The organism is Ruegeria sp. HKCCD7559 (genome assembly GCF_013110575.1).
Classification (GTDB): domain Bacteria; phylum Pseudomonadota; class Alphaproteobacteria; order Rhodobacterales; family Rhodobacteraceae; genus Ruegeria.
Window position 1 is genome coordinate 1491223 of sequence record NZ_WVQU01000001.1, and the last position, 25581, is coordinate 1516803.

Genomic DNA, 25581 nt, shown 5'->3' on the forward strand with positions numbered 1-25581 from the left:
TCTGATAGATCTTTGTTCTTATTGATCCAGGAAAGACCGGAGTTTTCGTGAACGGCTGGGATGCTTCAGCTTCCGCAGCGCCTTGGCCTCGATCTGACGGATCCGTTCGCGGGTCACGCTGAACTGTTGGCCGACTTCTTCCAAAGTATGGTCGGTGTTCATACCGATGCCAAAACGCATCCGCAGAACCCGTTCTTCGCGCGGGGTGAGCGAGGCCAGAACCCTTGTGGTGGTTTCCTTGAGGTTTTCCTGAATGGCGCTGTCCAGGGGCAGCACGGCATTCTTGTCCTCGATGAAATCGCCCAGTTGGCTGTCTTCCTCGTCGCCGATGGGTGTTTCCAGAGAAATCGGCTCTTTGGCGATCTTCATCACCTTGCGCACCTTCTCGAGCGGCATCTGCAGCTTTTCGGCCAGTTCTTCCGGCGTCGGCTCACGGCCGATTTCATGCAGCATCTGACGGCCCGTGCGCACCAGCTTGTTGATCGTTTCGATCATGTGAACCGGAATACGGATCGTGCGGGCCTGATCCGCGATCGAGCGGGTGATCGCCTGGCGGATCCACCAGGTCGCATAGGTCGAGAACTTATAGCCACGACGGTATTCGAACTTGTCCACCGCCTTCATCAGGCCGATGTTGCCTTCCTGAATAAGATCAAGGAATTGCAGGCCACGGTTGGTGTACTTTTTGGCGATCGAGATCACCAGGCGCAGGTTGGCTTCGACCATTTCCTTCTTGGCCTGCCGCGCCTCTTTCTCGCCCTTCTGAACCTGCTGCACAATACGGCGGAATTCCGAGATATCCAGACCGACATACTGGCCGACCTGAGCCATGTCGTTGCGCAGCTCTTCGACCTTCGCGGTCGAGCGTTCGATGAACATCTGCCATCCCCGGCCCGGCTTTTCGGCCATCTCGGCCAGCCAGTTCGGATCCAGTTCACGGCCCCGATACGCTTCGATGAACTCACGGCGGTTGATGCGTGCCTGATCGGCCAGCTTGACCATCGCGCTGTCCAGAGACATGACGCGGCGGTTGATGCCATAAAGCTGGTCGATCAGCGCCTCGATCCGGTTGTTGTGCAGGTGAAGGCCATTCACCAGTTCGACGATCTCAGCCCGCAGTTTCTGATAGGTTTCTTCATCCTTTTCACTGAACGTACCGTCTTCGTTCAGCGTGGCCGAAATCCGGCTGTCCTGCATTTCAGACAGCATCGAGAAGTCGGTCGAGATACGCTCCAACGTGGTCAAGACCTGATCCTTCAGCGCCGCTTCCATCGCGGCCAGCGACATGTTGGCCTGATCGTCGTCATCGTCATCGTCATCGTTGTTCAGCGGGTTGCCATCCGCATCCAGCTCGGGGCCGGTATCCTTGGCTGGCTTGTTCGCCTGCACGGCCGAGGTATCGACGACCGGCTCTTCAACGTCACCGTCTTCGTCCAACTGGTTTCCGAACGTGGTTTCCAGATCAATGACGTCCCGCAAAAGAATGTCTTCGGACAACAATTCGTCATGCCAGATTGTGATCGCCTGAAAGGTCAGCGGGCTTTCACACAGGCCCGCAATCATCGTATTGCGACCGGCTTCGATCCGCTTGGCGATTGCGATCTCACCCTCGCGGCTCAGCAGTTCGACCGACCCCATCTCACGCAGATACATGCGCACAGGGTCGTCGGTGCGATCCAGCTTTTCTGTACCGGAACCGGCCAGTGCAACCTCACGGTTGCTTTCCGCGGCAACCAGTTCGGTCGAGCCTTTGTTCTCTTCTTCTTCGGCCTCTTCATCTTCGATGATGTTGATGCCCATCTCGGACAGCATCGACATTACGTCTTCGATCTGTTCAGAACTGACCTGATCAGGCGGCAAGACCTGATTGAGCTGGTCGTAGGTAATGTAACCTTTCTCGCGAGCCTCGGCGATCATCTTCTTGACGTTCGCTTGGCTCATGTCCAGCGAGATTTCCTGTTCCTGCTCGTCGGATTTGCGGTCTTCGTTCGTATCCTTGGCGGCCATTCAATGCTCCTGCAGGGATGGGTGATTCGTCTCAGCCGAATCATTAGCGCGTATAAGTGATTCGGCCACCCGTTTACCCGTTTTTCTTTTCCAGTGCCTTACGAAAACACCACTTATCGGCGTTTCCGCTCGAATTTGATGCCAGACATGATCGCCGCAAACGCGTCTTTCTCGTCACGATTGATTCGCGCCCCATTGTCAGCAATGTCGAAAACGGCCCTATCCTCGTTCTGGCTTCGACTCGTGCGGTTGCGCTCTTCGGCGGCTTGCGCCAGCCGGTAAGTCAGCGCCTCATCGGGCAGATCAGACAACTCTTCTGCCGCTTCGGCAATCTCGGCATCCAACCCCCGGAGCGCTTTGATCTTTGCGAGTTCCTCGGCCAGTGTCATCTCGGCCTTTTCAACGTCGCCTGGCTTGGACACACAGGGGATGACTGCCACATGGCGAAGGGTCAGCAGGTTTTCAAGGGCGTCAGGCCCCATTGATGCGATAATGTGGTCTTTCAGGTTGTCCGGGTCATCAATTGCGTGACGCAGGACAGCATCGCGCAATGCCGCATAGTCAGGATTGTGACATTCCATTTCTTCCAACTGTTGCTCAAATTGGACAACAACCTTGGGATTCAGAATTGAGATCGCCAGAATAGCGGCTTCGCGCAGCTGGATATCCGCGTTTTCCGATGAGGCCAGAAACGAACTGCGCGCGCCCGGCGTCGCGGTCTGCTGCGGCTGCCATTTTCCCCGCGGTTGCCACGGACGGTTTTGAGGTTGTCGTCGCGGGCGGAACAGTTGCCAGCGCAGGTCTTTGATTTCCTGACCGTAATGCAAGCGGATCGAGGGATCTTGGATCAGCTTGATCTTGTCCCGCAGTGCCTTGTCCAGTGCTGCCTTGCGTTCCGGGCTGTCGAATACCTTTCCTTCGGTTTCGCGCTGCCACAACAGTTTGACCATCGGTATGGCCCCTTCCAGAACGGCCTGAACGGCGCCCGGGCCTTCCGTGCGCAACAGATCGTCCGGGTCCTTGCCTTCGGGCATCAAGGCAAAACGCAAGGATTTTCCGGCCTCCAGCAGCGGCAGTGCCAGATCAACCGCCCGCATGGCCGCCCGCAGACCCGCGGCATCCCCGTCTAGTGCAATGATCGGTTCATCCGCGATCCGCCAGAGCAGGTGCAACTGATGTTCAGTAATGGCCGTTCCCAAAGGTGCAACCGACGCGCTAAACCCCGCCTCGGCCAGCGCGATCACGTCCATATACCCTTCGGCCACAATCAGCGGCTGCCCTTTGCCCGCCGCCTGCCGCGCCGGACCTTGATTGTAAAGGCTGCGCCCCTTGTCGAACAACTCGGTCTCGGGCGAGTTCAGGTATTTCGCGTTGTCATTCGGATCCATCGCGCGGCCACCGAATGCAATGCAGCGCCCACGCGGATCCCGGATCGGGAACAATATCCGGTTGCGGAAGGTGTCATAGGGTTTTTTGCCTTTGTTTGAAGGCTTGGCCAGCCCGGCGCCAAGGATCAGTTCCTCTGGGATGCTCTTGCCGCGCAGGTGATCCCAAAGCGCCTGCCAACTGTCCGGCGCAAACCCGATCTCCCACCGATCCAGCGCGCTTTGATCCAAACCCCGGCGCGACAGGTAATCCCGTGCCTCTGCCCCCGCCGCTGTTTTCAGCTGCAAGCGGAAAAACTGCACCGCCTGTTCCATCACATCGGCAAGCTGACTGCGGCGATCCTGCTTTTCCTGTGCTTTCGGATCCCGCGCAGGCATCGGCATGCCAGCCTCTCGGGCGAGGATTTCAACCGCTTCGATGAACGAAACATTTTCCGTTTCTTTCACAAAGCTGATCGCGTCGCCCTTGGCGTGACAGCCGAAGCAGTAATAAAACCCCTTCTGATCATCGACATGGAATGAGGCCGTCTTTTCGTGATGAAACGGGCAAGGCGCCCACATGTCACCTTTGCCTTGATTGGATTTGCGCTGATCCCACATCACCTTGCGCCCGACGACCTGAGACAGGCTCAGGCGGGTGCGCAGTTCATCCAGAAATCCGGGGGGCAGTGACATATGTCAAACCTGACAGAAACAGGAACGCGCGCCAAGGGGATGGCGCGCGTTTGTCCACAGGGAAATGTCCGGGCTGTGGATTATTGCTGCAAACACAACTCAAGCCAAGCAGCGCCCAGATCCTTTTTGCGCACATCGCGCATCTTTTGTTCATAGACCCACGGCGTGATCAACGGAATCGCGGCATTGTAGTTCTCGGGCCATGTCGGGCCACTATCCGCCACGGCTTGCGCCACATCGCGTTCTTTCACGCGGTCCAGCCGCGCCTTTTGGATCGCGGCCACCACATCCGCCTGATATTTGCAGCTTTGTTCCTTAGTTTCCTGAGCGGCCAAAGGGGTGGCCAGTAGAGCCGCGACAATGGCTATACGCAACATGGAGGTCTCCGGGATTCGTTTCTCTGAGTGTCTACTATCCGTCAAACTAACGGGCCGCCATCGACATTCAAGCCGCAGCGCGAACCGGCGGGGCGAAATGATCACCCCGCCCGCCTGATTTACAGCCCCTTGGCGCGATAGCTTTTGGCCACGCGGTCGATCGCCACGATATAGGCCGCAGTACGCAGGTCTTCGACATCGTCGCGGCTGTGCCACACTTCACGCATGGACTGGTAGGCGATCCGCATCGTGTCATCGAGGCCCGAGCGCACCAGTTCAAGCTCATCGGCACCCTTGAGGTATTTTGCTTTAAAGTCCGGAGACATCGACCACGCGTCACCCAGATACCTGTCCAGCCGCTCCAGTTCGCTGACGATCAGTTCATGTCGCGCCTCTTCCTGGCGGCGCTGCATCCGGCCGAAACGAATGTGGCTTAGATTCTTGACCCATTCAAAATAAGACACCGTCACACCACCCGCGTTGGCATACATATCCGGGATGATAACGGTGCCTTTCTTGCGAAGAATCTCATCCGCGCCAGCGGTGACCGGGCCATTCGCTGCCTCGATGATCAAAGGTGCCTTGATCCGCTCGGCGTTGGAAAGGTTGATGACACCCTCAAGGGCAGCCGGGATCAGAATGTCGCATTCAGCCTCCAGAACGCTTGCACCTTCCGCTGAATGAGTCGCGTCCGGATAATCCTTGACGCCGCCATGCTTGACGATCCACTGGCGGACGGCTTCGACGTCGATACCATCCGGGTTAAAAAGCGCTCCGTCCCATTCGATGATACCCACAATGCGCGAACCGTCTTCCTCGCTCAGAAACTTCGCGGCGTGATACCCCACGTTGCCGAGCCCCTGCACCACAACACGCTTGCCGTCCAGCTTGCCCGACAGGCCGGCCGTCTTGACGTCTTCGGGGTGACGGAAAAATTCACGCAGAGCGTATTGAATGCCGCGTCCGGTCGCTTCGACCCGCCCGGCGATGCCACCTGCGTTCAATGGCTTGCCGGTCACACAGGCCCGTGCATTGATGTCGGTGGTGTTCATCCGCGCGTATTGGTCCGCCATCCAGGCCATCTCGCGTTCGCCCGTTCCCATGTCGGGCGCCGGAACGTTCTGCGACGGGTTGATCAGATCCCGCTTGGCAAGTTCATAGGCAAAGCGGCGCGTGATCTGTTCCAGTTCGTGTTCTTCGTATTTCCGCGGATCAATGCAAAGACCGCCTTTCGATCCGCCAAAAGGCGTTTCGACGAGGGCGCATTTGTACGTCATCAACGCAGCCAGCGCTTCGACCTCATCCTGATTCACCGCAGTGGCATAGCGAATGCCGCCTTTGACCGGCTCCATATGTTCGGAATGGACAGACCTGTACCCGGTGAAGGTGTGGATCTCACCGCGCAGACGCACACCGAACCGAACTGTGTAGGTCGCGTTGCAAACCCGGATTTTCTGCTCCAGCCCCGGCGGCAGTTCCATCAGGGCGGCCGCCCTGTTGAACATCAGGTCAACACTCTGGCGAAAGCTTGGTTCTTGGATGCCGGTCATAAAATCCTCCGTACCGCTGGATGACGAAACGTCATGACGTTTTGTCGCACCACTCAAGTCTGGCTGCAATCAAACAATGCACTTTTTTTCATCACCTACCTAACACAGACTTGAGTTTCTGATGGTGAGTCGCCCAATCCGGTCAATCGCTTAACGGATTGTTTTCATTTCATCGACAGACCATGGGAAAACGTGAAAATTATACCCCCTGAGCGCCCAAAAAGGCCAAAACCAAGCCTTTTTCGCCCAATTCACGCCACGTTTGAAAATTAACTTTGTCCCAAATCTCTTTTTCTTTGACGCACGAATTCGACGTGTGAAGCGGAGTAACCAGAATGCTGAATTCCTTGCTTTGTAACGACGGCTCGAAACCGAAGCGCAAAACGTTCAAATTAGAGCAGTTCGCTCGCAACGAAGATGGCGCCTTCACTATTTTCGTATTGTTTATGGTGGTCTTGATGCTGGCGATTACCGGCATGGCCATGGATGTCATGAAATATGAACGCGACCGTGCCAGCCTGCAATCCACACTGGATCGCGCTGTGCTTGCCGCCGCGGACCTCGACCAGGACCTTCCCGCCAAGGCGGTCGTCGATTCTTACATGGACAAGGCCGGGCTGGGCAATTTGAACGCCATTACGACGGTTGTTGAAGGTTTCGGCTCCAAAAAAGTAAGTGCTACAGCCGAAGCCGTTGTTCCAACCCGCTATCTGAGGTTCGGCAAAGTCACCGAACTGGGTCTCGTTGCGACCAGTGCAGCTGAAGAATCCATTGGCGCCGTTGAAATCTCATTGATTCTCGACATCTCCGGCTCAATGTCGCGCTCGTCTGCCACACCATCGAAGACAAAAATCGCAGTTTTGAGAGAAGCTGCGTCAGAATTTGTCAGGCTCATGCTGGACAAACCGAACGAAACGCAGATTTCAATCTCGATTGTTCCTTACGCAACGCAGGTCAACGCAGGAGCATCGATTCTGGACAAGTTCACGAATGTCACCCAAGAACACAGCTATTCGCACTGCGTAAACTTCATTCCAGAACAGTACAGCGATTCTGATCTGGAACGGGATGACACCCTCGAACGCACCGCGCACTTCGATCCTTTCACCTATTCTGAAGGGACTATCGACCTGCCCGTTTGTCCGGTCCGCGCAGGAAGTGCGATCACCCCTGTCACCGACAATATGAACAAACTGCTTGCCCAGATTGCGTCCCTCACCCCAGGTGGGAACACATCAATCGACATCGGTATGAAGTGGGGTACTGCCCTGCTGGATCCGAGCATGCGCGGAATTGTTCGCGACCTGTCGCTGGAACAGGATCCGTCCCATGCAGGTACAACAATTGTGCCATCAAAATTCTCGGTCCGTCCTTCGGACTATGGCACCGACGTTCTGAAAATCGCCATTGTTATGACCGATGGTCAGAATACCAACCAATACATGCTTAATCCGTCGCTGCGCGAAGGCATGTCAGATGTTTGGTACAACTCGGAAGCCGGAGAATACACTGTGTATCATTCTCAGGGTCGTCCGAATTATTTCTGGCCTCAGCAAGATGTTTGGGCGGATCATCCCTACGGAAACCCGGAACCTGAGACGCAGCTGAACGAAGAACCTGGAACAGCCGTTAGGTTGTCATATCCTGAACTGTTTAACCGAGTATCTTTGGCATGGAACGCACGGTACAACTATTACTGGCAGTCCAGCGGTTGGGCGGAATGGTATTCAAAGGCCTACGCGAAAGTTGAAACGTCGGCCAAGAACCAGCGCACCAAGCATATTTGTGATGCGGCCAAAGACCAGGGTATCATTGTTTACGGCATCGCTTTCGAAGCGCCCAGAAGCGGGTACAGGACCCTCAAAGACTGTGCCAGCTCTGACAGCCACGTCTATGACGTAAGTGGCCTGAACCTTGAGAAAGCCTTTGAATCCATCGCATCGTCGATCCGCAAACTGAGGCTAACCCAATGATCAGCGGAAAGCTGTCGCAACTCCGCCTGTTTCGGCAATCCGAGGCAGGGAATGCGACAATCGAGTTCATCATGCTCGTACCCTTCTTCCTGGCGCTTCTCGTGGCAGGAGCCGAACTGTCCATCATCACAATGCGGCATGCTGCATTGGAGCGTGGGGTGGACCTGATCGTAAGGGATATTCGGCTGGGTACGGGTACGGACTGGAATCACGACGTGATCAGGGATCGGATTTGCGAAGTGTCCGGAATCAAGGATTGTACAGGGAATTTGCGACTACAAATGGTCAAGCAGGACGCGTTCGCTGGTATCGTGCTTTCAGACAGCATCCCCTGCACGGACAGTTCCGAAGATCCCAAGCCGGTTTTGGATTTCAAAAGCGGCCAATCCAATGAGTTGATGATCCTGCGAGCCTGCCTGCGCATAGATCCGGTTCTTGAGACCTCAGCCATTGCCAAGCTTGTCCCGGACGCTACCGGCCACTATGCGGTGACCGCAACAACGGCATTCGTACAGGAGCCAGAGTAAGATCATGTCTGTACTCCAATATCTGAAAAATCGCGTCAAAGTCTTCAAGAAAGACGAAAGCGGCATACTGACCGTTGAAGCCCTCATGATTTTTCCATTGATGTTATGGACGATCACGTTCACGTTCACTGCATTCGAGGGGTTTCGTCAAAGCGCCTCCAATCTAAAGGCAGCTTATACGATCAGCGATCTGATTTCGCGTGAAACGCGGGCCGTGACCGATGTGTATATCGACTCGCTGCACGATTTGGCAGGCAAGATGGTCAACAACCGGTCAGATGTGAAGATGCGTATTTCTCTGATTATTTACGATGAGGACGATGATCGCCACTACGTTCGCTGGTCGACCGTACGCGGCTTTGATCAGGAATGGGATGACAACAGGATCGATGAAATCGAAAACCGCCTGCCGCCAATGCCCAATCAGGACACCGTTATTCTGGTTGAAACGTCCAATGAATACATCCCCACATTCAGACCGGGCTGGGATTTTGCGACAGGTATCACCTTTGAGAACTTCATCTTTACCCGTCCCCGCTTTACAAACGAAGTTGCTTGTAACTTAACTCAGACCCCGTTCGTCTGCACAAATAGCGGATAGAATTTCGGACATGAACTTGGCCTCGGCGGCAGATGTCATGCCGCCCACGCCAACCCGGCGACCGATCCGCCACCACAAGCCGGGGGCCCATTGGTTCGTATCTTTGAGCTTGGTGCGAACCAGAAAACCGTTTGACGGCTTGAACGCAAACACACCGCGATCCACCGATTCAATATCAGCCACCTTTGCGATCAATCGGCCTGACCCGGTACGCAATTCCGACTGTGTCAGTTCAATATGGTCCTGGGTCGCGTGCCATACACGATAGGCCAGCCAAAGCGACGCGCCCCCTACAGCAAAAAGAAATACTTGCCACGCCGGTTCGGGCGGCGATGCCAAAGCGACGTATGTGACCAGCATCCCAACCGTCGACAACATCCCTACTCCAATCCACCGTCTGGGGGATGATGCCTGAATCGTTGCCAGCACTTCGTCCTGCATGGATGTCTCCTGTCCGTTTCGCTTCGACTTAGCGATTTTCCAGGGGAAACAACAGGGCTTTGGTTGCGCAGCAAATTTGCACAGCTCCGGTTAATTGACGCTGATTGACCGCAATCACGCAGGGGTTACATGCTGATCAAACGAACCGGAGGCGAATATGTCCCTTAGACCCACACTTGAAACACGCAGGGCCACCCCGACGATGGAAGGGGCTGGCGTGAAACTTCACCGCGCATTCGGGTTTCAGGACCCGTCCGAACTTGATCCATTCCTGCTGTTCGACGATTTCAGGAACGAACGCCCGCAGGACTATCAGGCCGGTTTTCCCTGGCATCCGCATCGCGGAATCGAGACGATTACCTATGTTCTGGCCGGATCGGTCGAGCACTCGGATTCGCTGGGCAACACCGGCACTTTGGGCGCGGGCGACGTGCAGTGGATGACGGCGGGGTCCGGAATCCTGCATCAGGAAATGCCGCAGGGAAACACCTCGGGGCAGATGCACGGGTTTCAGCTTTGGGGCAACCTGCCTTCGGATCAGAAGATGACTGCCCCGCGCTATCAGGATGTTCAAAGCAAGGATATCCCCGAAGTCACTGATGACGACGGCACCACCGTTCGGGTGATTGTCGGAGAGTTCTGGGGCAAAACCGGCCCCGTGGACGGCATCGCGGCAGATCCACAATATCTGGACATCTCGGTTCCCGCGGGTGTGAAGAAGACCTTCCGCATCGACACGTATCGCCGAGCCTTTGCCTATGTCTTTAAAGGTCAGGCAGCCTTTGCAGATGCGTCACGCCCGTCCGGTGTGCTGTTGGAAAAAGAGGTCGCCGGGCAAGAGGTGAATATCCGGGATATGTCGGGCGACCGCACGCTTGTACGTTTCGGGACGGGGGACGAAATCACCGTTCAGGCTGGCCCCGAAGGCGTGCGGTTTCTGTTGATCTCGGGGGCTCCGATCAATGAGCCCGTCGCATGGCACGGGCCTATTGTGATGAACACGCAGGCCGAACTGGAACAAGCCTTTCGGGAGTTGCGTAACGGGACCTTCATTCGCCCTGCGCACTGACACAGTGACGGTCTGGCCCTGTCAGGCCGTCACCGCCTTATGCACCATGTTCCAATAAATCTGTTCGACCTCGTCCAGTGACAGTCGCCCTCCGGACCTGTACCAGGTCATCACACCGTTCAACATGGCAATCACCGCCAGCGTGGCGATCTTGGTGTCCGGTATCGCAAACTGACCAGCCTTCTGGCCAGAGTGAAGGATGTCTTCCAACGCGTTTTCATACTGACGCCGAAGATCTTCGATTTCGGCGAAGTTCCCGGGTGAGAGGTTGCGCAGTTCCATATAGGCGATGAACACCTCGTCCGGGCGTTGCAGGTGGAAACGTATGTGAAAACCGACAAATCGGCGCAACGCTTGCTGGCAGTCATCGCAGCGCTCCAGCGCGTTGAGCGCCGAAAGCAGATCCTGCATATGCTCTCGCATCAACCGATACAGCAAACTCTGCTTGTCCGGCGTGTAATTGTATAGCGCCCCCGCCTGAACGCCGACCTCTTTCGCGATCTGCCGCATCGAAACCGCCGCATAACCGTGGCGGGCAAACAGGTTCAGGGCCGCCTTTCGAATGCGCGGGCCTGTGATATCAGAGTGGGAGCCTTGAGTACGTGCCATCCGCCCACAGTATCTGAACAAATGTTCATATAGAACCCCGCTTGATCGGCGCCGGCAAAAGGTGCATCACGAAAGGACGAACGAAACCGAAAAGCGTGCCACATGAAACTGCTGCCTGTTCTGCCTATTATTCTTGTGTTTGCCGGGTGTTCAGACTTTCCCGAACTTGAAGGCAGTGAACCGGCCTCGGTCAAATCGGCCCCCTACCCGCGTCTTATTCCGGTGCAGGAAACGTTGGGGCCTTCGATTGATCCCGTCAGCCAGGCCGCAGAGGTGGAAGAAGACCTGACGCAGCGCAGCGAGGCGCTGGCGAAAAAGGCTCAGGCGTTGCAAAACGCGCAAACCAACTAAAGCGTGACATTTGACCTCGACAATCCCCCGGTGACGGATTGCACCCTTGGCCTGAACCCGATAAGGCAGCGCTGATCGGGCAGGCGTCCGAATTCAGACAAGTTTCGAGCGGAAAGGAACCCACGACATGACACAGGCACTGCGGCTGGGAATTGCGGGCTTGGGAACTGTCGGCGTGGGTGTCGTCAAGATTGTTCGCCGCCATGCAGATTTGCTGAAGGCGCGCACGGGCCGGTCGATTGAAATCGTGGCCGTATCGGCGCGGGATCCGAACAAGGACCGCGGTGTGAACCTGTCGGATTATGCCTGGGAAACCGACCCGGTTGCGCTGGCGAAACGTGACGATATCGATGTCTATGTCGAACTGATGGGCGGTGAAAACGGTCCGGCCAAGGCCTCGGTCGAAGCCGCGCTGGCCAGCGGCAAAGACGTCGTGACCGCCAACAAGGCATTACTGGCCATTCACGGGCAGGAACTGGCCGAACAGGCCGAAGCTGCTGGCCGCGTCATCCGGTTTGAGGCCGCAGTCGCGGGCGGTATCCCCGTCATCAAATCCCTGACCGAGGGGCTGGCCGGAAACGAGATCACACGCGTGATGGGCGTGATGAACGGTACCTGCAACTACATTCTGACCCGGATGCAATCGCAGCGTCAGGGCTATAACGCCCTTTTCGATGAATGTGCAGAACTTGGGTATCTTGAGGCCGACCCCAATCTGGATGTCGGTGGCATCGACGCCGCGCACAAACTGGCTTTGCTGGCCTCGATCGCTTTTGGCACCAAGCCGAATTTTGACGGGATTGAGATCGAAGGCATTCAGCAAATCAGCCTCGACGATATCGACCAGGCCGAGGATATGGGCTTTCGCATCAAACTGCTGGGCGTGGCACAGCGCACCGCGCGCGGGCTGGAACAACGCATGCAGCCTTGCCTTGTGCCCAGCGACTCGCCCTTGGGGCAATTGGAAGGCGGCACCAACATGGTGGTGATCGAAGGCGACGCGGTTGAACAGGTTGTTCTGCGCGGCCCCGGTGCGGGTGAAGGCCCGACGGCCAGCGCCGTGATGGGCGACGTGTGCGATCTGGCACGCGGGCTGCAAATCCCGACCTTTGGCCGACCGGCCAAATCGCTTGAGGCTGCGGCCCCCGCCGTCACGGGCCTGCCAGCGCCTTATTATCTGCGGCTGGGTCTGCTGGATAAACCGGGCGCACTGGCCAAGGTTGCAGCCATTCTGGGCGATGCCGGTGTTTCCATAGACAGGATGCGCCAGTACGCCCATGCCGAAAGCACGGCGCCTGTGCTGATCGTCACCCACAAAACCACCCGCGCCGCGCTGGACGTTGCGCTGGACGGGTTCCAGGAAACGGATGTGGTTGCCGGTGCCCCCGTCGCGTTGCGGATTGAAGAGGTTTGAACTTGCGACCTGTATGAAACGCAAGCTATGCCGATAGAAACGGCTTAAATGACCAGAGGATACATGACAATGAGTGCTGCCAAAACCGATTTCAACGACCGCCTGCTGTCTCTGGGGCTGGCAAGGGTGGCGGAACAGGCTGCGCTGGCCTCGGCTTCGCTGGTGGGGCGTGGTGACGAGAAAGCCGCCGATCAGGCCGCCGTAAATGCGATGCGCGAACAGCTGAACCTGCTGGACATAGCTGGCGTCGTGGTGATCGGCGAAGGCGAACGCGACGAAGCTCCGATGCTTTATATCGGCGAAGAAGTCGGCACCGGAAACGGCCCCGGCGTGGACATCGCGCTGGACCCGCTGGAAGGTACAACGCTGACCGCAAAGGATATGCCCAACGCGCTGACCGTGATTGCCATGGGCCCGCGCGGCTCGATGCTGCATGCGCCCGACGTTTACATGGACAAGCTGGCTGTTGGTCCGGGCCTGCCCGAGGGTGTCGTCAATCTGGACATGTCTCCACGTGAACGGGTGGAAGCCTTGGCAAAGGCCAAGAACTGCAAGCCTGCGGACATCACCGTCTGCATTCTTGAACGCCCGCGTCACGAGGCGATGATCGCCGAAGTGCGCGAAACCGGAGCATCGATCCGCCTGATCACCGATGGTGACGTGGCGGGCGTCATGCATTGCGCAGAAAGCGAAGTGACCGGCATCGACATGTATATGGGCCAGGGTGGCGCCCCCGAAGGCGTGCTTGCCGCTGCCGCGCTGAAATGCATGGGCGGTCAGATCTTTGGTCGCCTGTTGTTCCGCAACGATGACGAGCGGGGCCGTGCTGCCAAGGCGGGCATCACCGATCTGGACCGGGTCTATTCGCGCGATGAAATGGTGACCGCGGATGTGATCTTTGCCGCAACGGGTGTAACCGGCGGCTCTCTGTTGCCGCGCATCAAGCGCGAGCCGGGTTGGGTGGAAACCACGACGTTGCTGATGCGTTCAAAGACCGGGTCCGTACGCCGCATGTCGTATCGCACCCCCACGTGGCCGCACGATAACGCCTAACGGCTTGCGCCGTTGCCTCCGGCGGGAGTATTTGGGAAAAGATGAAAAGGCCGGGTCCGAAAGGATCCGGCCTTGGTTCACAAGGGGCAGGCAATGGGTTTTCTTGGCGTAGAACAATCACTGACCGGGCGGCGCTGGGTTGGCCCGGAAGCCGAGCTGGAACGGGCTGCCGAGATGATGACACAACAGACCGACCTGCCGCGCGCGGTATGTCAGGTTCTGGCCCGTCGTGGCGTGCCGGTCATGGAGGCGCGCGGCTTTCTGGACCCCAAGCTCAAAGAGCTGCTGCCAGATCCCCGCGATATGAAGGACATGGAAACGGCGGCGGCGCGTTTTCTGGACGCCGTACGCCATTGCCAGAAAATCGCGGTGTTCGCGGATTACGATGTTGACGGCGGCTGTTCTGCCGCGCTGTTGCTGGTTTGGCTTCGGCAGATGGGGTTGCAGGCGACGCTTTATGTGCCGGATCGGATTGATGAGGGATATGGTCCGAATGTTCCGGCAATGCGGGAACTGGCAACCAGCCACGACCTGATCATTTGCGTCGATTGCGGCACGCTCAGCCATGAACCGATTGCCGCAGCCACGGGGGCGGACGTGATTGTTCTGGATCACCACCTCGGCGGCGAAACCCTGCCGGATTGCGTTGCAGTCGTGAATCCCAACCGGCAAGATGAAAGCGGTGATCTGGGCTATTTCTGCGCGGCGGGTGTCGTGTTTCTGATGCTGGTCGAAGCAGGCCGCCAGCTGCGCGCGGCAGGCGCAAAGGGGCCTGACCTGATATCGATGCTGGATCTGGTGGCCCTGGCAACCGTAGCTGACGTTGCGCCTTTGATCGGTGCCAATCGCGCCCTGGTTCGACAAGGCCTGAAAGTGATGGCGCAAAGGCAACGCCCCGGACTTGTCGCGTTGTCCGATGTCTCGCGCATGGACACGGCGCCCAACAGCTATCACCTGGGTTTTCTGCTTGGCCCCCGCGTGAACGCAGGTGGTCGCATCGGGCAGGCCGATCTGGGCGCCCGCCTGCTGAGCACGGATTCCCTGCACGAGGCACAGGCCCTGTCCGAACGTCTGGACGCGCTGAACACGGAACGCCGGGATATTGAAAACGCCGTGCGCGCCGCCGCGATGGAGCAGGCCGAGGGTCGCGGACTCGACGCGCCGCTGGTCTGGGCCGCCGGTGAAGGCTGGCATCCGGGTGTGGTGGGCATCGTGGCGTCTCGTTTGAAGGAAACCGCCAACCGTCCGGCCATCGTGATCGGCTTTGACGGTGATGAGGGTAAAGGCTCGGGGCGTTCGGTCTCGGGCGTGGATCTGGGGGCGTCGATCCAGCGGCTCGCGGCCGAAGGGTTGCTGGTCAAGGGTGGCGGTCACAAGATGGCCGCTGGACTTACCGTCATGCGCGACAAACTGGAACCCGCCATGGAGCGCCTCAGCGAGCTGCTGGCAAAACAAGGCGCAGGTCAGGGCGGCCCTGCCGATATGAAGCTGGAAGGCGCCCTTATGCCGGGTGCCGCGACAGTGGACCTTGTCGAACAGATCGAACAGGCCGGACCGTTTGGTGCCGGAGCCCCTGCCCCGCGATACGCACTTCCGGATCTTCAGGTGCGTTTTGCCAAACGTGTCGGGGAAACGCACCTGAAGTTGTCATTATCCGATGGCATGGGTGGTGGGCTGGATGCGATTGCCTTTGGTGCCTTTGACGGTCCGATGGGCGAGAGACTGTCAAATCATGGTGGCGCACGCTTTCATTTTGCGGGCCGGCTTGAGGTGAACACCTGGGGCGGGCGGCAATCCGTGCAGCTCAGGCTCGAGGACGCGGCAGAGGCAAATTGACGTCTCGCTCGGACGGCATAAAAAACTTTCTCATCCCTGCGTTTTTCGGCTTGCGGGGGTCACGGTGAAACCGTAAAAGGCCCTCCACAAGCCAGCGTGGCCCGTTCGTCTATCGGTTAGGACGCCAGGTTTTCAACCTGGAAAGAGGGGTTCGATTCCCCTACGGGCTACCACTTGTGCTTGCGTCACTACCATGTGGCCCGTTCGTCTATCGGTTAGGACGCCAGGTTTTCAACCTGGAAAGAGGGGTTCGATTCCCCTACGGGCTACCATTTCTCCTGATCAAACCCCGAACTTTTCTCGGCACAGGTTCTCGATCTTTTGCCAGGTGGATTTGTATTCGGGTGTGTTTTCTGCCGCGTAGTGAAAGTTTTTCATCAGCCCGGTCAGTTGCGTAAACACCTGCCTTACCTCGGCCTTGTCGACAAAGACCGCCTTGGATTGCGTCACATCATACACAAGCTTGAACGTCTTTATCTGCCGTTCAAGCGGCACTGTCGCATCGACTGTGTCAAATGCGTCCTGCTGCAAGTAGACCATATCGACGAACAAGGCTTTCTGTTGGGTTACAAAGTCGTCAATTGTGACGCCCTCTTCCCCAGTGACCTGCATCATCTGATCGACCTGTTCGCCTTTTTCGATCAGGGCCAACAGGGTGCGCACTTTGGCTGTCCACCCCGGTTCGGCGTTCCTGTCATACCAGTCGGACAATTGGTCAGTATACCGAGACCAGCTGAGCATCGGATCGACCGCTGGATAAAATCGCTTGTAGGCGCGTTCGGATGACAACCCGAGGAAACACTTGACCGTCGACAAGGTCGACTGGGTTACCGGCTCGTCAAAATTGCCTCCAGCAGGCGAAACCGTTCCGATCAGCGTCAGGCTGCCAAGATCGCCGTCATTCGTTTTCAGTGCCCCGGCGCGTTCGTACAAACCCTTGATCGAGCTTTCCAGATAGGCCGGGAACCCCTCTTCGCCCGGGATCTCTTCGAGCTTGCCCGAGGTCTCGCGCATGGCTTGCGCCCACCGGCTGGTGCTGTCGGCGATCAACAAGACATCATAGCCCATCTGGCGGTAGTATTCCCCCAACGTGATCCCGGTGAAGATCGACGCTTCGCGCGCGGCAACCGGCATGGATGACGTGTTGCAGATGATGATCGTCCGATCCATCAGGCTGCCACCGGTGGTTGGATCGGTCATCTTCGGAAATTCCTCGATGGTCTCGACCACCTCACCTGCACGTTCGCCGCAGGCCACGACGATCACGATATCAACTTTCGCGTTCCGTGCGATCAGGTTTTGCAGCACGGTCTTGCCCGCACCGAACGGCCCGGGAATACAGGCGGTGCCGCCGCGTGCAATCGGAAAGAACGTGTCGATCAGCCGTTGCGACGTCAGCACCGGTTCCGTGGGATACAACCGCTCGGACAGTGCGCGCTTCAGTATGTTTTCCGGCAATGGTCGCCGAACCGGCCATTTCTGCAAAAGCGTCAGCGTATGCTCGCCACCGTCTTCGTCTTCCAGGCGGGCCACGATGTCATGGATCGTGGCCGCGCCTTTTTGCACCCAGACCACCTTGTACGCGCCGGTCCAGTTGAACGGCAGCATGATCTTGTGGCTGAAATGGCCTTCGGGCACCGTTCCGATACTGTCCCCGGCAGTGACCGTGTCGCCCACCTTAACGGACGGCGTAAAGGACCATTTCGCGTTTTCATCCAAGGGCGCGACATCTTCGCCGCGCGGCAGGAAGGTACCAAATGCTGCCGCCACCTTGGGCAAAGGCGACTGCAACCCGTCAAACACCTGCCCCAGCAGCCCCGGACCCAGCTCTACCGACAAGAGCTGACCTGATTGCTCCACCGGGTCGTCGACCGCCACCCCATCAGTGCTTTCATAGACCTGAACGTCCGCCATATCCCCACGTACGCGCAGCACTTCGCCCTTGAGCCTTTCCTGACGCCCACCGGGACCGGAACGCGAAGGCAATATGTAAACCACTTCGTTTTTGACCAGTTGACCGGGGTGGCCGGTCGCGTCCGGATTGGCCTGTATCCGCACAAGCCCTTCCTGAACCAGGACGACGCGTGCGGTCGATGAATGTTTGGCTGAGATTGGGGCTGTCATGCTCTTGCTCCCTCAAGATCGACATCAGCGAAGTCGGCCATGGCCTGTTGTGCCAGTTTCTCAAATCTCTTGGCGGCTTCCGCAGCGCTGCTTTGCGCCCAGCGGTCGAAGATGTTCCAGATCAGAACGTAGATGGCGACCGCCTCGAAATCGAACATGTGACGAGCCGCGTGCCGCTTGAGCTGCTTGTGGCTTATCGACAAAAGCAGACGTTCCAGACCCAGCGGATCTTCGTTTTCCAGCAATTGGGTTGCCTCTTTGATCCAGGGCATGAGCCGTTCCAGCCGAAAGCTGGGATCACCCCAATTGGCGGGGATGTGGCGGCTCCATCGTCCGACTCCGAATGCGCCTGAAGGTGCTGGTTCTCCGCGTTTCCGCAATCGCAGCGCCGCGACCACAGAGCGTAGTTCCATGCGTTCCATGAGGAGTTTACGCAAGGTGGGCTGAGGGATGTCCACCATCGCTTGTTTGCAGCGCTGGATCGCCTGTACGTCGGTGACATCCATGTCGTAGGCGTTCCAGCTCAACGCGTGCTCGAGGATCTTTAGAACTTTGCTGTCCTCCGGTGTCAAAACCGTCAATCGACGGTCCAGCCTGATACGTGACAAGGGCGGCTGCCTGGCAACGAACAACCGTTCCGAACCCGGAAGGCTGCACATCAACGCGATATAGGCGTCCTGCTTTGACATCTCAGCGGATGACCCCTTCCAGAACGGCGCGGAACCGGGGCTGCAAATGCTCCATCAACAGCGACGCCACCGCCTTATCCGTCAGGTCCAGAACAACACCCTGATCTTCTGCGCGAACGCGGATGCCTTCCTGCACGTCATCGGCTGCGTGCAACTCGATATTCTCGCGCAGCATCTTCGCAGTCAGCCCAAGAACATATTTTGTCAGCTTGCCGGATTGAATGTCATCGGCGTTTTGCTTGATGTCTTCCTGCGTGGCGACCCGGGCAGGAAGAACGACGGAAACCCTGCCATTCAAATTTGCACCTTCCCCGGCCCGGCCTACCACCTCGAGGATCATCTGCCTCAGAAGCTCGGGATCGGACATCTCTTTGGTCACGAGGCGTTCGACGTCTGCCCTGAAGCGATCCGTCAGACCCGCCTTCATGGTCAGCACGGCATCCCGCATCGCCGTGTTCAATGCTTCTTCGCCGGCGGCCCTGTAATTATCTGTCTCCGTGCGGGCTTTCTTTTTCAACTCATCGGCTTCGCGCTTTGCCTCTGCCACGATGCGCGCGGCTTCGGCCTTGGCGTCTGCGCGCAATTTCTCGGCTTCGGCCTGACCAGCGGCAACCCCATCGTTGCGCAATTTGTCGATCAGCGCGTCAACCCCATGCGCAATCGTTCTGTCTTGTGCCATCAGCTGATCCCCGCACTGATGACCAACGCAAACACGAACGCAAAAACACCAAACCCTTCGATGATCGCGGCAGGGGCCAGAGCAAGGCCAAAAATCTCGGGCTTTTCCTTGGTCGCATTGATCGCAGCTGCACAGGCCCGACCCTGCCAGATGCCGCAATACATCAGCGCGATACCCGACAGGATGCCAATTCCGAACAGACCGCCCGCGTTTTCAGGTGTCACGTCGCGGTTCAGGGTGAACATGATGACGATCCCATAGATGACCATCGTTGAGGGAAACGCGGATACACCCACGAAACGGCCATAGCCGCCCTCGGTTTCGGTCATGGCCCCGATACTGGCCATACCGGCGATCGAACACCCTATGGCGCTGGCCGCAGCCCCCAACGCCATTGGCGCATAGATACCCAGCCAACCCAGTGTAAGAACAAGCTCATTCATTCCTGAACCTCCTTGCGGGCAAATGGACGAAAGATGACACCTTCATCCGGCAGACCCCATTTAAAGAATTCGATGTAATTGAGACGCAAGCCGTGCACGACGCCGCTCATCATCGCGAGCGCGAAGTTTAATACATGACCTATGATCAATATCAGCAACCCAAACAGAATGCCCGGCCCCCTAAGGGCCTGCATGACCGACACCGCCAGATCATTGAACGTGATCGCCAGCGAGGCCGAAGCAAGGCCCAACGCGAAAAGACGCATATAGCTGAGAACATCCCCAAACGCGCCCATCGCCCCGGCAAGGCTTTGAACCCCTTCGAGCAAACGCCAGATCCAGTCCATCGGCCTCTGGATGACCCGCTCGCTGGAAAACAGCACAATCGCCACGATGCCGGCGGCCAGAATAGCCGCGCCCGGCACCGGCGATTTGCCGTTCATGTAGCCGAGCCAAAGGACAAACCCGCCGATCAGGGCCGCAATCCAGCCCAGATTGGCAACCGCCTTGCGTTGCCCCCATGCCGCGCGGGCCGCAAGTGCGTTGGCCAGGACAAGGTGTATAATGCCAACGACGATCGAGACCATCATCATCGCGCCGAAATCGTTCAAATCCAGCACCTTGAGCCTTGCCCAAATCGAGCCGGCAGCCGGTGATACCCCAAAATAGCTGCCCACCATGACGCCGTAAAACATCGAAACAGCCGAGATGATCAGGCCGAACAGACGCCAGGATCTTTGACCTGCCGTGCCATCCATCCGTCTCCAAAAGGCCAGCACAGCCAGCAGGATGACAGCACCGTACCCGGCATCCGCCACGATCATGGCAAAGAAGATCGCAAAGGACGCCGAGACGATGACGCTGGGGTCCCAGTCCTGATATCCTGGCACCTGATAGAACAGCGCCAGATCGACAGCGGCCCTGCGGTTTTCAGGCTGCTCCAACAAGGTCGGGGGCGTGTCGCCCGGCCCCGGATCTTCAATCAGTACGGCCGAGCCCTTGGCGTTTGCCATGGCAAGAACAGTCTCCACCTGATCCACGGGAACCCACCCCTGCAAAGCAAACACTGCCTCTTCGTCGCGCACTTTCTGCGTTGCATGGGCAAGCTCAGCGGCACTTTCAGCGACGGACAGGTTCCGGCGCATCAATGTCAGATAGCGCGTCAGCGCAACGCGTTCGGCTTCCAACGCCTCGAGGGCGATCTCGGCCTCTTCCAACTGGGCCTCAAGCTCGTGCACAGGCAGCGAGCCAACATGCGTTCGCGGAACAGGAAGAACGCCATCATCGGGTTCGTCAGGTGAAATCAGAACGGCATACAGGTACCGGTGGTCTTCCGCCAATATTGCCCATGGGAATCTGACCTCGGACAGGGCATCCCGGTGCTTCAGCGGCAGCTGATAGAACCACAGCCTGTTGCCAGCCAGCGCATCGGTCGGCGGAAAATCCAAATCACCCCAGGGTCGCACCTGGGCGATGCGATGGGCCAGAAAGTCACGCCGGTCCATCGTATCCCGAATGCGCTGCATGAGGTCGGTCACCTCGCGCACGAAACGGTCCATGTCGAAATCCGGGGCGCGCGTGATCTGACGGCGTGGTTCAGGCACTTCTACAAGGAAACGCAACGCCTTATACGCCTCTCTTGCACCACGATCGCTGATCTTTTCCGGTTCGTTTGGCGGCGGTACAAGCGGCAAAACATGCATGCAGCCAAGGGTCTGAAGCGCCTCAAGCGTGTCCGCCTTTTTTGCAGCCGGCCCTATCAGGGACATCTTTTTCAAACGCGCAACGCTCATGTCACAGCTTCCTGCGCGTGCTTGCGTTTCGAGATCTTTGACCGCACGACAGCCTGCATCTGTTCGTCGCTCAGGTAGATGCGGATTTTTTTGATGTTGGCCTTGGCGCGCGGGATCAGAACCTTTTCGAACAAGTTGACCCGCTGGGTAATGGTGGCCACCGCCTTGTCAAAGATTCGAACGCGTTCTTCGGCAATCTTCACCCGCACCCGCGCTTCGATGACGTCGTGCAGCAAAAGCGCAGCGGCATCGACCCAATGGGGCTTGGCCAAAACGGAATACGGGCGCACCACCAACTCGATCCGATCAAGGTCAGGCAGTTTGACCCCTACCACATTGACCTCTTTGACCTTGTAGTCCTTGAGTTTGACCAGCCCATCGAGAGCGACACCCTGCTGGGCCAGCATCGGCAGCTTTTCGCCAACCTGCTGCACCAACGCCTGCACCATTTGCTCGAGGCGGTCGACCTCTTCCCGGGCCCGGGCCCGTTCAGCCATCAACTGTTGTCTCTTCAGGTCCAGCGACGGCAGGAACCGCTCATAGCTTTTCAGCTGCGTCTGCTCGCGCGCAAGCGACGATTTATTCAGCTGCAACCGCGCCATTGGCATCCTTCGGGAAATACTTGTCGATCAACGCCTGCTTCATCAGCAACTGTTCCGGCGCAAAACACTCTGCCAGCGTCTTCCAACCCAGATCCAGCGCCTCTTCCAGCGGGATCGAAACATTGATGTCCATGAACCGAGACCGGAACAGGCCGCCGAATTTCAGCAATTGGTGATCATAGTCTGACAGGTCGAAGGCCATCGCCTGTTTTTGCGAGGCATCGCGGCTTTCAGAATAGAAACGGATCATCGTGTTCATGATCTGCCCGTGATCTTCACGGGTGCTCTTGCCGATCACGTTCTGCTTGAGGCGCGACAGGCTGCCGAACGGATCGATCACGCCGGAATGCAGATAGAACTGCCCTTCGGTGATATAGCCGGTGTTGTCAGGCACCGGGTGGGTTACGTCGTTGCCGGGCATGGTCGTGACGGTCAGAACCGTGACCGACCCGCCTTTGGCATAGTCACAGGCTTTTTCGTATCGGCGCGCAAGCTGCGAATACAGGTCCCCCATATAGCCGCGCTGAGATGGCACCCTCTCCTGACTGATGCCTACCTCTTTCATCGCGTCAGCATAGGCGGTCATGTCCGTCAGCAGGACCAGCACGCGTTTGCCCTCTTCCACAGCGAATTTCTCGGCCACTGCCAATGCCATGTCCGGCACCAGCAGACGTTCGACCAAAGGATCCATCGCCTGATTGACGAACATGACGGTGCGCGAAAACACACCTGCATCTTCGAACGAGGTACGAAACGTGTGGTAGTCGTCAAAAATCAGCCCCAGCCCGCCAAAGATCACGATATCCGCGTCGGCCTGAATACCGATTCGGCTGAGGAACGCGTTGAATGGCTCGCCTGAAACCGAGAAGATCGGAATTTTCTGGCTCTCGACCAATGTGTTGAACACGTCGATCATCGGCACATCCGTGCGGATCATTCTGTTTGGAACCGCGCGTTCCGCCGGATTGACGGTCGGTCCGCCAATATCGATGTGCGGTTCCGCAGACAGGTCGGGGCCTCCATCAATGGCCACACCGGCGCCATCAAAAACGCGGCCCAGAATGTTGGCCGAATAAGGTGTCTGCATCGGGTGACCGAGAAAGGTTGCCGTTGCTTCGGTCGATATGCCCTTGGTGCCGGAAAACACTTGCAACGTGACGACATCGCGGTCGATGAAGATCGTCTGAGCCAGTGTTTTTCGGCCATCCACCGTCTCGATCACAGCGAGGTCGTTGAACCGGACAGCCGGTCCCCCCTTGCTCTGGATCGGAACCCGGACCTTGATTGTGTCCCCGACGATTTCCAGAACACGCGTGTACTTCAACAGACTTCGGGACATTGCTTATCCTCACTGTTCCAAGTCGTTTTTCGTAATTCGCGCCGCACGTCTCAGCGGTAATTTTTGTAATGACAATCCTAGCTTACAACGAATTCAAAAATTGGCAAACGAGTTCGGCCCCGCCCCTTTCGAAATTCCTGAACGTCAATTACTAAATTTTTAGTTTGACACATACGCAGGAAATCGCTGATGCTGTGCGTCATCCGGTTTCCGCCGGAGAACCATAAATTTTTGGGAGGAGACAGATGCGGAGACATCTACTTTCCGCAGTGGCGGCGGCTGCCGTCATTGCGGGGCACGGTCCTGCTTGGGCCGACGAAGCCGCAGCACAACGTTGGATCGACGACGAATTCCAGCCATCGACCTTGTCGAAAGACGAACAAATGGCCGAGATGCAGTGGTTCATCGAAGCTGCACAGCCTTACGCAGGTATGGAAATCAACGTCCTGTCCGAAGGTATCCCGACACATTCCTACGAATCCGAGGTGCTGACCAAGGCGTTCGAGGAAATCACCGGTATCAAGGTCAACCACCAGATTCTGGGTGAAGGTGAAGTGGTTCAGGCCGTTCAAACCCAAATGCAAACGGGTCGCAACCTGTATGACGGCTATGTCAACGACAGTGACCTGATCGGCACCCATTCGCGTTTGCAGCTGGCCTATCCGCTGACGGACATGATGGGCGGTGACTGGGCCGCGACGACTTCGCCGACGCTGGATCTGGATGACTTCATGGGCATTCAGTTCACCACCGGTCCTGACGGCAAGCTGTATCAGCTGCCGGACCAGCAGTTTGCGAACCTATACTGGTTCCGCAAGGACTGGTTCGATGATGAGGCGAACAAAGCCGCGTTCAAAGAAAAGTACGGCTATGATCTGGGCGTTCCGGTCAACTGGTCCGCGTATGAAGATATCGCCGAGTTCTTCACCAATGATGTGAAAGAAGTCGATGGTACCACGATCTACGGCCACATGGATTACGGCAAGCGCGCGCCCGACCTCGGATGGCGCATGACCGATGCCTGGCTGTCGATGGCCGGTGCCGGCGACAAGGGCGAACCGAACGGTGTGCCTGTCGACGAATGGGGCATCCGCATGGAAGCGGGCACCTGTAACCCTGTTGGCGCTTCGGTGTCGCGTGGTGGTGCTGCAAACGGTCCGGCTGCGGTCTATGCGATCCGGAAATGGGATGAATGGCTGCGGGCCTATGCGCCTCCGGGTGCCGCGTCTTATGACTTCTACCAGTCGCTGCCCGCACTCAGCCAGGGCAACGTGGCCCAGCAGATCTTCTGGTACACGGCCTTCACCGCCGACATGGTCAAGCCGAAGTCCGAAGGCAACAACACCGTGGATGACGAAGGCACGCCGCTGTGGCGGATGGCACCCAGCCCGCACGGCCCCTATTGGGAAGAAGGCCAGAAGGTTGGCTACCAAGACGTGGGGTCCTGGACGTTCCTCAAATCGACCCCCTCGGATCGTGCCCAGGCAGCCTGGCTTTATGCCCAGTTCGTGACCTCCAAAACTGTCGACGTGAAGAAGTCCCATGTGGGTCTGACCTTCATCCGCGACAGCTCGGTCAACCACGAGTCGTTCACCGAACGCGCACCCAAGCTGGGTGGTCTGGTCGAGTTCTACCGCTCGCCTGACCGCGTGGCATGGTCGCCGACTGGCATCAACGTGCCGGATTATCCGAAGCTGGCCCAGATCTGGTGGCAGCAGATCGGTGACGTGAACTCGGGCGCCTTCACCCCGCAAGAGGCGATGGATCGTCTGGCCGAAGAGATGGACATCACCATGGCCCGGATGCAGGCCGCGGATGAAAGCGCCGGTGTCTACGGCGGCTGCGGTCCACGCCTGAACGAGCCGCAGGATCCGTCCTTCTGGTTGGAAAAAGCAGGTTCGCCCAAGGCCAAGCTTGAGAACGAAAAGCCGCAAGGCCAGACTGTCAACTATGACGAACTGGTTCAGCGCTGGCAGTCTCAGTAAGCCGTTGAAACCCGGGGGTGCCGCATCAGGCACCCCCACTTCAAGACCAGTGCATTGCA

Annotated in this window: 22 protein-coding genes and 2 tRNA genes; 11 read left to right on the forward strand and 13 right to left on the reverse strand. The window is 57.7% G+C overall.

The genetic code is table 11. The annotated features are described in order from the left end of the window. Positions 1 to 18: 18 nt before the first annotated feature. From rpoD to GS605_RS07480, 4 genes are all read right to left on the reverse strand, one after another. Positions 19 to 2007 (reverse strand): RNA polymerase sigma factor RpoD, encoded by a 1989-nt coding sequence (gene rpoD / locus GS605_RS07465; RefSeq protein ID WP_171633431.1) that lies wholly within the window; start codon positions 2005 to 2007, stop codon positions 19 to 21. A 113-nt stretch (positions 2008 to 2120) separates the two neighbouring features. Beyond that, positions 2121 to 4067 (reverse strand): DNA primase, encoded by a 1947-nt coding sequence (gene dnaG / locus GS605_RS07470; protein WP_171723527.1) that lies wholly within the window; start codon positions 4065 to 4067, stop codon positions 2121 to 2123. An 80-nt stretch (positions 4068 to 4147) separates the two neighbouring features. Continuing rightward, on the reverse strand, positions 4148 to 4444 hold the full coding sequence (locus GS605_RS07475) for a hypothetical protein (RefSeq protein ID WP_152457544.1): 297 nt from the start codon (positions 4442 to 4444) through the stop codon (positions 4148 to 4150). A 119-nt stretch (positions 4445 to 4563) separates the two neighbouring features. After that, a complete protein-coding gene (locus tag GS605_RS07480; protein ID WP_171723528.1) occupies positions 4564 to 5994 on the reverse strand; it encodes a Glu/Leu/Phe/Val dehydrogenase in 1431 nt (476 codons plus the stop codon). Between the two features lie 335 nt (positions 5995 to 6329). Between GS605_RS07480 and GS605_RS07485 the strand changes: the two genes are divergently transcribed. Genes GS605_RS07485 through GS605_RS07495 form a run of 3 tightly spaced genes read left to right on the forward strand, consistent with a single transcriptional unit; the run spans position 6330 to position 9095 of the window. After that, positions 6330 to 7967, forward strand: a complete 1638-nt coding sequence (locus tag GS605_RS07485; protein ID WP_171723529.1) for a TadE/TadG family type IV pilus assembly protein — start codon at positions 6330 to 6332, stop codon at positions 7965 to 7967. Next, positions 7964 to 8494, forward strand: coding sequence for a TadE/TadG family type IV pilus assembly protein (locus GS605_RS07490; protein ID WP_171723530.1), 531 nt, complete (start codon positions 7964 to 7966; stop codon positions 8492 to 8494). Before GS605_RS07485 ends, GS605_RS07490 begins: the two co-directional genes overlap by 4 nt. Before the next feature lie 4 nt (positions 8495 to 8498). Further along, the gene (locus GS605_RS07495; RefSeq protein WP_171723531.1) at positions 8499 to 9095 is read left to right on the forward strand and encodes a TadE/TadG family type IV pilus assembly protein; all 597 of its coding nucleotides are present in this window, start codon (positions 8499 to 8501) and stop codon (positions 9093 to 9095) included. Here the strand turns inward: GS605_RS07495 and GS605_RS07500 are convergent. Beyond that, entirely contained in the window at positions 9057 to 9536 is a 480-nt protein-coding gene (locus tag GS605_RS07500) for a hypothetical protein (protein ID WP_171723532.1), read from the reverse strand. The two genes, GS605_RS07495 and GS605_RS07500, sit on opposite strands and share 39 nt — an antisense overlap. 157 nt (positions 9537 to 9693) lie before the next feature. Between GS605_RS07500 and GS605_RS07505 the strand changes: the two genes are divergently transcribed. Then, positions 9694 to 10605 (forward strand): pirin family protein, encoded by a 912-nt coding sequence (locus GS605_RS07505; RefSeq protein WP_171723533.1) that lies wholly within the window; start codon positions 9694 to 9696, stop codon positions 10603 to 10605. A gap of 21 nt (positions 10606 to 10626) precedes the next feature. Here the strand turns inward: GS605_RS07505 and GS605_RS07510 are convergent, their stop codons facing one another. After that, complete coding sequence (locus GS605_RS07510; RefSeq protein ID WP_171723534.1) at positions 10627 to 11214, reverse strand: TetR/AcrR family transcriptional regulator; 588 nt, start codon at positions 11212 to 11214, stop codon at positions 10627 to 10629. 102 nt (positions 11215 to 11316) lie between these two features. Here GS605_RS07510 and GS605_RS07515 point away from each other — a divergent pair, with 102 nt between their 5' ends. From GS605_RS07515 to GS605_RS07540, 6 genes are all read left to right on the forward strand, one after another. Next, positions 11317 to 11565 carry a hypothetical protein gene (locus GS605_RS07515; protein WP_171170524.1) on the forward strand — a complete coding sequence of 83 codons (249 nt, stop codon included), beginning with the start codon at positions 11317 to 11319 and terminating at the stop codon, positions 11563 to 11565. A gap of 127 nt (positions 11566 to 11692) precedes the next feature. Then, positions 11693 to 12979: a homoserine dehydrogenase gene (locus tag GS605_RS07520; protein WP_171723535.1), complete on the forward strand. Its 1287-nt coding sequence runs from the start codon at positions 11693 to 11695 to the stop codon at positions 12977 to 12979. Positions 12980 to 13048: 69 nt separating this feature from the next. Further along, the gene (gene glpX, locus GS605_RS07525) at positions 13049 to 14032 is read left to right on the forward strand and encodes a class II fructose-bisphosphatase (RefSeq protein WP_171633455.1); all 984 of its coding nucleotides are present in this window, start codon (positions 13049 to 13051) and stop codon (positions 14030 to 14032) included. 93 nt (positions 14033 to 14125) lie between these two features. Then, positions 14126 to 15868: a single-stranded-DNA-specific exonuclease RecJ gene (gene recJ / locus GS605_RS07530; protein ID WP_171723536.1), complete on the forward strand. Its 1743-nt coding sequence runs from the start codon at positions 14126 to 14128 to the stop codon at positions 15866 to 15868. Between the two features lie 98 nt (positions 15869 to 15966). After that, a tRNA-Glu gene (locus GS605_RS07535) sits at positions 15967 to 16041 on the forward strand. Positions 16042 to 16065: 24 nt separating this feature from the next. Beyond that, positions 16066 to 16140 (forward strand) — tRNA-Glu (locus tag GS605_RS07540). Between the two features lie 10 nt (positions 16141 to 16150). Here the strand turns inward: GS605_RS07540 and GS605_RS07545 are convergent. The 7 genes from GS605_RS07545 to GS605_RS07575 are packed head-to-tail and all read right to left on the reverse strand — an operon-like array spanning position 16151 to position 23537. After that, the gene (locus GS605_RS07545; RefSeq protein WP_171723537.1) at positions 16151 to 17992 is read right to left on the reverse strand and encodes a V-type ATP synthase subunit A; all 1842 of its coding nucleotides are present in this window, start codon (positions 17990 to 17992) and stop codon (positions 16151 to 16153) included. After that, positions 17989 to 18681 (reverse strand): hypothetical protein, encoded by a 693-nt coding sequence (locus GS605_RS07550; RefSeq protein WP_171723538.1) that lies wholly within the window; start codon positions 18679 to 18681, stop codon positions 17989 to 17991. Before GS605_RS07550 ends, GS605_RS07545 begins: the two co-directional genes overlap by 4 nt. Before the next feature lies 1 nt (position 18682). Then, positions 18683 to 19360: a hypothetical protein gene (locus GS605_RS07555; RefSeq protein WP_171633464.1), complete on the reverse strand. Its 678-nt coding sequence runs from the start codon at positions 19358 to 19360 to the stop codon at positions 18683 to 18685. Further along, positions 19360 to 19803: an ATP synthase subunit C gene (locus GS605_RS07560; RefSeq protein WP_152457528.1), complete on the reverse strand. Its 444-nt coding sequence runs from the start codon at positions 19801 to 19803 to the stop codon at positions 19360 to 19362. Before GS605_RS07560 ends, GS605_RS07555 begins: the two co-directional genes overlap by 1 nt. Next, positions 19800 to 21596: a V-type ATP synthase subunit I gene (locus tag GS605_RS07565; RefSeq protein WP_171723539.1), complete on the reverse strand. Its 1797-nt coding sequence runs from the start codon at positions 21594 to 21596 to the stop codon at positions 19800 to 19802. The genes GS605_RS07560 and GS605_RS07565 overlap by 4 nt, the downstream gene beginning before the upstream one ends. Next, positions 21593 to 22198 carry a V-type ATP synthase subunit D gene (locus GS605_RS07570; RefSeq protein ID WP_171723540.1) on the reverse strand — a complete coding sequence of 202 codons (606 nt, stop codon included), beginning with the start codon at positions 22196 to 22198 and terminating at the stop codon, positions 21593 to 21595. Before GS605_RS07570 ends, GS605_RS07565 begins: the two co-directional genes overlap by 4 nt. Then, positions 22176 to 23537: a V-type ATP synthase subunit B gene (locus GS605_RS07575; protein ID WP_171723541.1), complete on the reverse strand. Its 1362-nt coding sequence runs from the start codon at positions 23535 to 23537 to the stop codon at positions 22176 to 22178. The genes GS605_RS07570 and GS605_RS07575 overlap by 23 nt, the downstream gene beginning before the upstream one ends. Before the next feature lie 245 nt (positions 23538 to 23782). Between GS605_RS07575 and GS605_RS07580 the strand changes: the two genes are divergently transcribed. Next, positions 23783 to 25522 (forward strand): ABC transporter substrate-binding protein, encoded by a 1740-nt coding sequence (locus GS605_RS07580; RefSeq protein WP_171633478.1) that lies wholly within the window; start codon positions 23783 to 23785, stop codon positions 25520 to 25522. Positions 25523 to 25581: the final 59 nt, after the last annotated feature.

What these genes read in the sequence shown, in the direction of transcription:
- GS605_RS07480 (WP_171723528.1), bottom strand. Translation starts at nt 5,994, where the DNA reads ATGACCGGCATCCAAGAACCAAGCTTTCGCCAGAGTGTTGACCTGATG.
- GS605_RS07575 (WP_171723541.1), bottom strand. Translation starts at nt 23,537, where the DNA reads ATGTCCCGAAGTCTGTTGAAGTACACGCGTGTTCTGGAAATCGTCGGG.
- rpoD (WP_171633431.1), bottom strand. Translation starts at nt 2,007, where the DNA reads ATGGCCGCCAAGGATACGAACGAAGACCGCAAATCCGACGAGCAGGAA.
- dnaG (WP_171723527.1), bottom strand. Translation starts at nt 4,067, where the DNA reads ATGTCACTGCCCCCCGGATTTCTGGATGAACTGCGCACCCGCCTGAGC.
- GS605_RS07475 (WP_152457544.1), bottom strand. Translation starts at nt 4,444, where the DNA reads ATGTTGCGTATAGCCATTGTCGCGGCTCTACTGGCCACCCCTTTGGCC.
- GS605_RS07580 (WP_171633478.1), top strand. Translation starts at nt 23,783, where the DNA reads ATGCGGAGACATCTACTTTCCGCAGTGGCGGCGGCTGCCGTCATTGCG.
- GS605_RS07510 (WP_171723534.1), bottom strand. Translation starts at nt 11,214, where the DNA reads ATGGCACGTACTCAAGGCTCCCACTCTGATATCACAGGCCCGCGCATT.
- GS605_RS07560 (WP_152457528.1), bottom strand. Translation starts at nt 19,803, where the DNA reads ATGAATGAGCTTGTTCTTACACTGGGTTGGCTGGGTATCTATGCGCCA.
- GS605_RS07500 (WP_171723532.1), bottom strand. Translation starts at nt 9,536, where the DNA reads ATGCAGGACGAAGTGCTGGCAACGATTCAGGCATCATCCCCCAGACGG.
- GS605_RS07570 (WP_171723540.1), bottom strand. Translation starts at nt 22,198, where the DNA reads ATGGCGCGGTTGCAGCTGAATAAATCGTCGCTTGCGCGCGAGCAGACG.
- GS605_RS07545 (WP_171723537.1), bottom strand. Translation starts at nt 17,992, where the DNA reads ATGACAGCCCCAATCTCAGCCAAACATTCATCGACCGCACGCGTCGTC.
- recJ (WP_171723536.1), top strand. Translation starts at nt 14,126, where the DNA reads ATGGGTTTTCTTGGCGTAGAACAATCACTGACCGGGCGGCGCTGGGTT.
- GS605_RS07565 (WP_171723539.1), bottom strand. Translation starts at nt 21,596, where the DNA reads ATGAGCGTTGCGCGTTTGAAAAAGATGTCCCTGATAGGGCCGGCTGCA.
- GS605_RS07505 (WP_171723533.1), top strand. Translation starts at nt 9,694, where the DNA reads ATGTCCCTTAGACCCACACTTGAAACACGCAGGGCCACCCCGACGATG.
- GS605_RS07490 (WP_171723530.1), top strand. Translation starts at nt 7,964, where the DNA reads ATGATCAGCGGAAAGCTGTCGCAACTCCGCCTGTTTCGGCAATCCGAG.
- GS605_RS07520 (WP_171723535.1), top strand. Translation starts at nt 11,693, where the DNA reads ATGACACAGGCACTGCGGCTGGGAATTGCGGGCTTGGGAACTGTCGGC.
- GS605_RS07485 (WP_171723529.1), top strand. Translation starts at nt 6,330, where the DNA reads ATGCTGAATTCCTTGCTTTGTAACGACGGCTCGAAACCGAAGCGCAAA.
- GS605_RS07550 (WP_171723538.1), bottom strand. Translation starts at nt 18,681, where the DNA reads ATGTCAAAGCAGGACGCCTATATCGCGTTGATGTGCAGCCTTCCGGGT.
- GS605_RS07515 (WP_171170524.1), top strand. Translation starts at nt 11,317, where the DNA reads ATGAAACTGCTGCCTGTTCTGCCTATTATTCTTGTGTTTGCCGGGTGT.
- GS605_RS07495 (WP_171723531.1), top strand. Translation starts at nt 8,499, where the DNA reads ATGTCTGTACTCCAATATCTGAAAAATCGCGTCAAAGTCTTCAAGAAA.
- GS605_RS07555 (WP_171633464.1), bottom strand. Translation starts at nt 19,360, where the DNA reads ATGGCACAAGACAGAACGATTGCGCATGGGGTTGACGCGCTGATCGAC.
- glpX (WP_171633455.1), top strand. Translation starts at nt 13,049, where the DNA reads ATGAGTGCTGCCAAAACCGATTTCAACGACCGCCTGCTGTCTCTGGGG.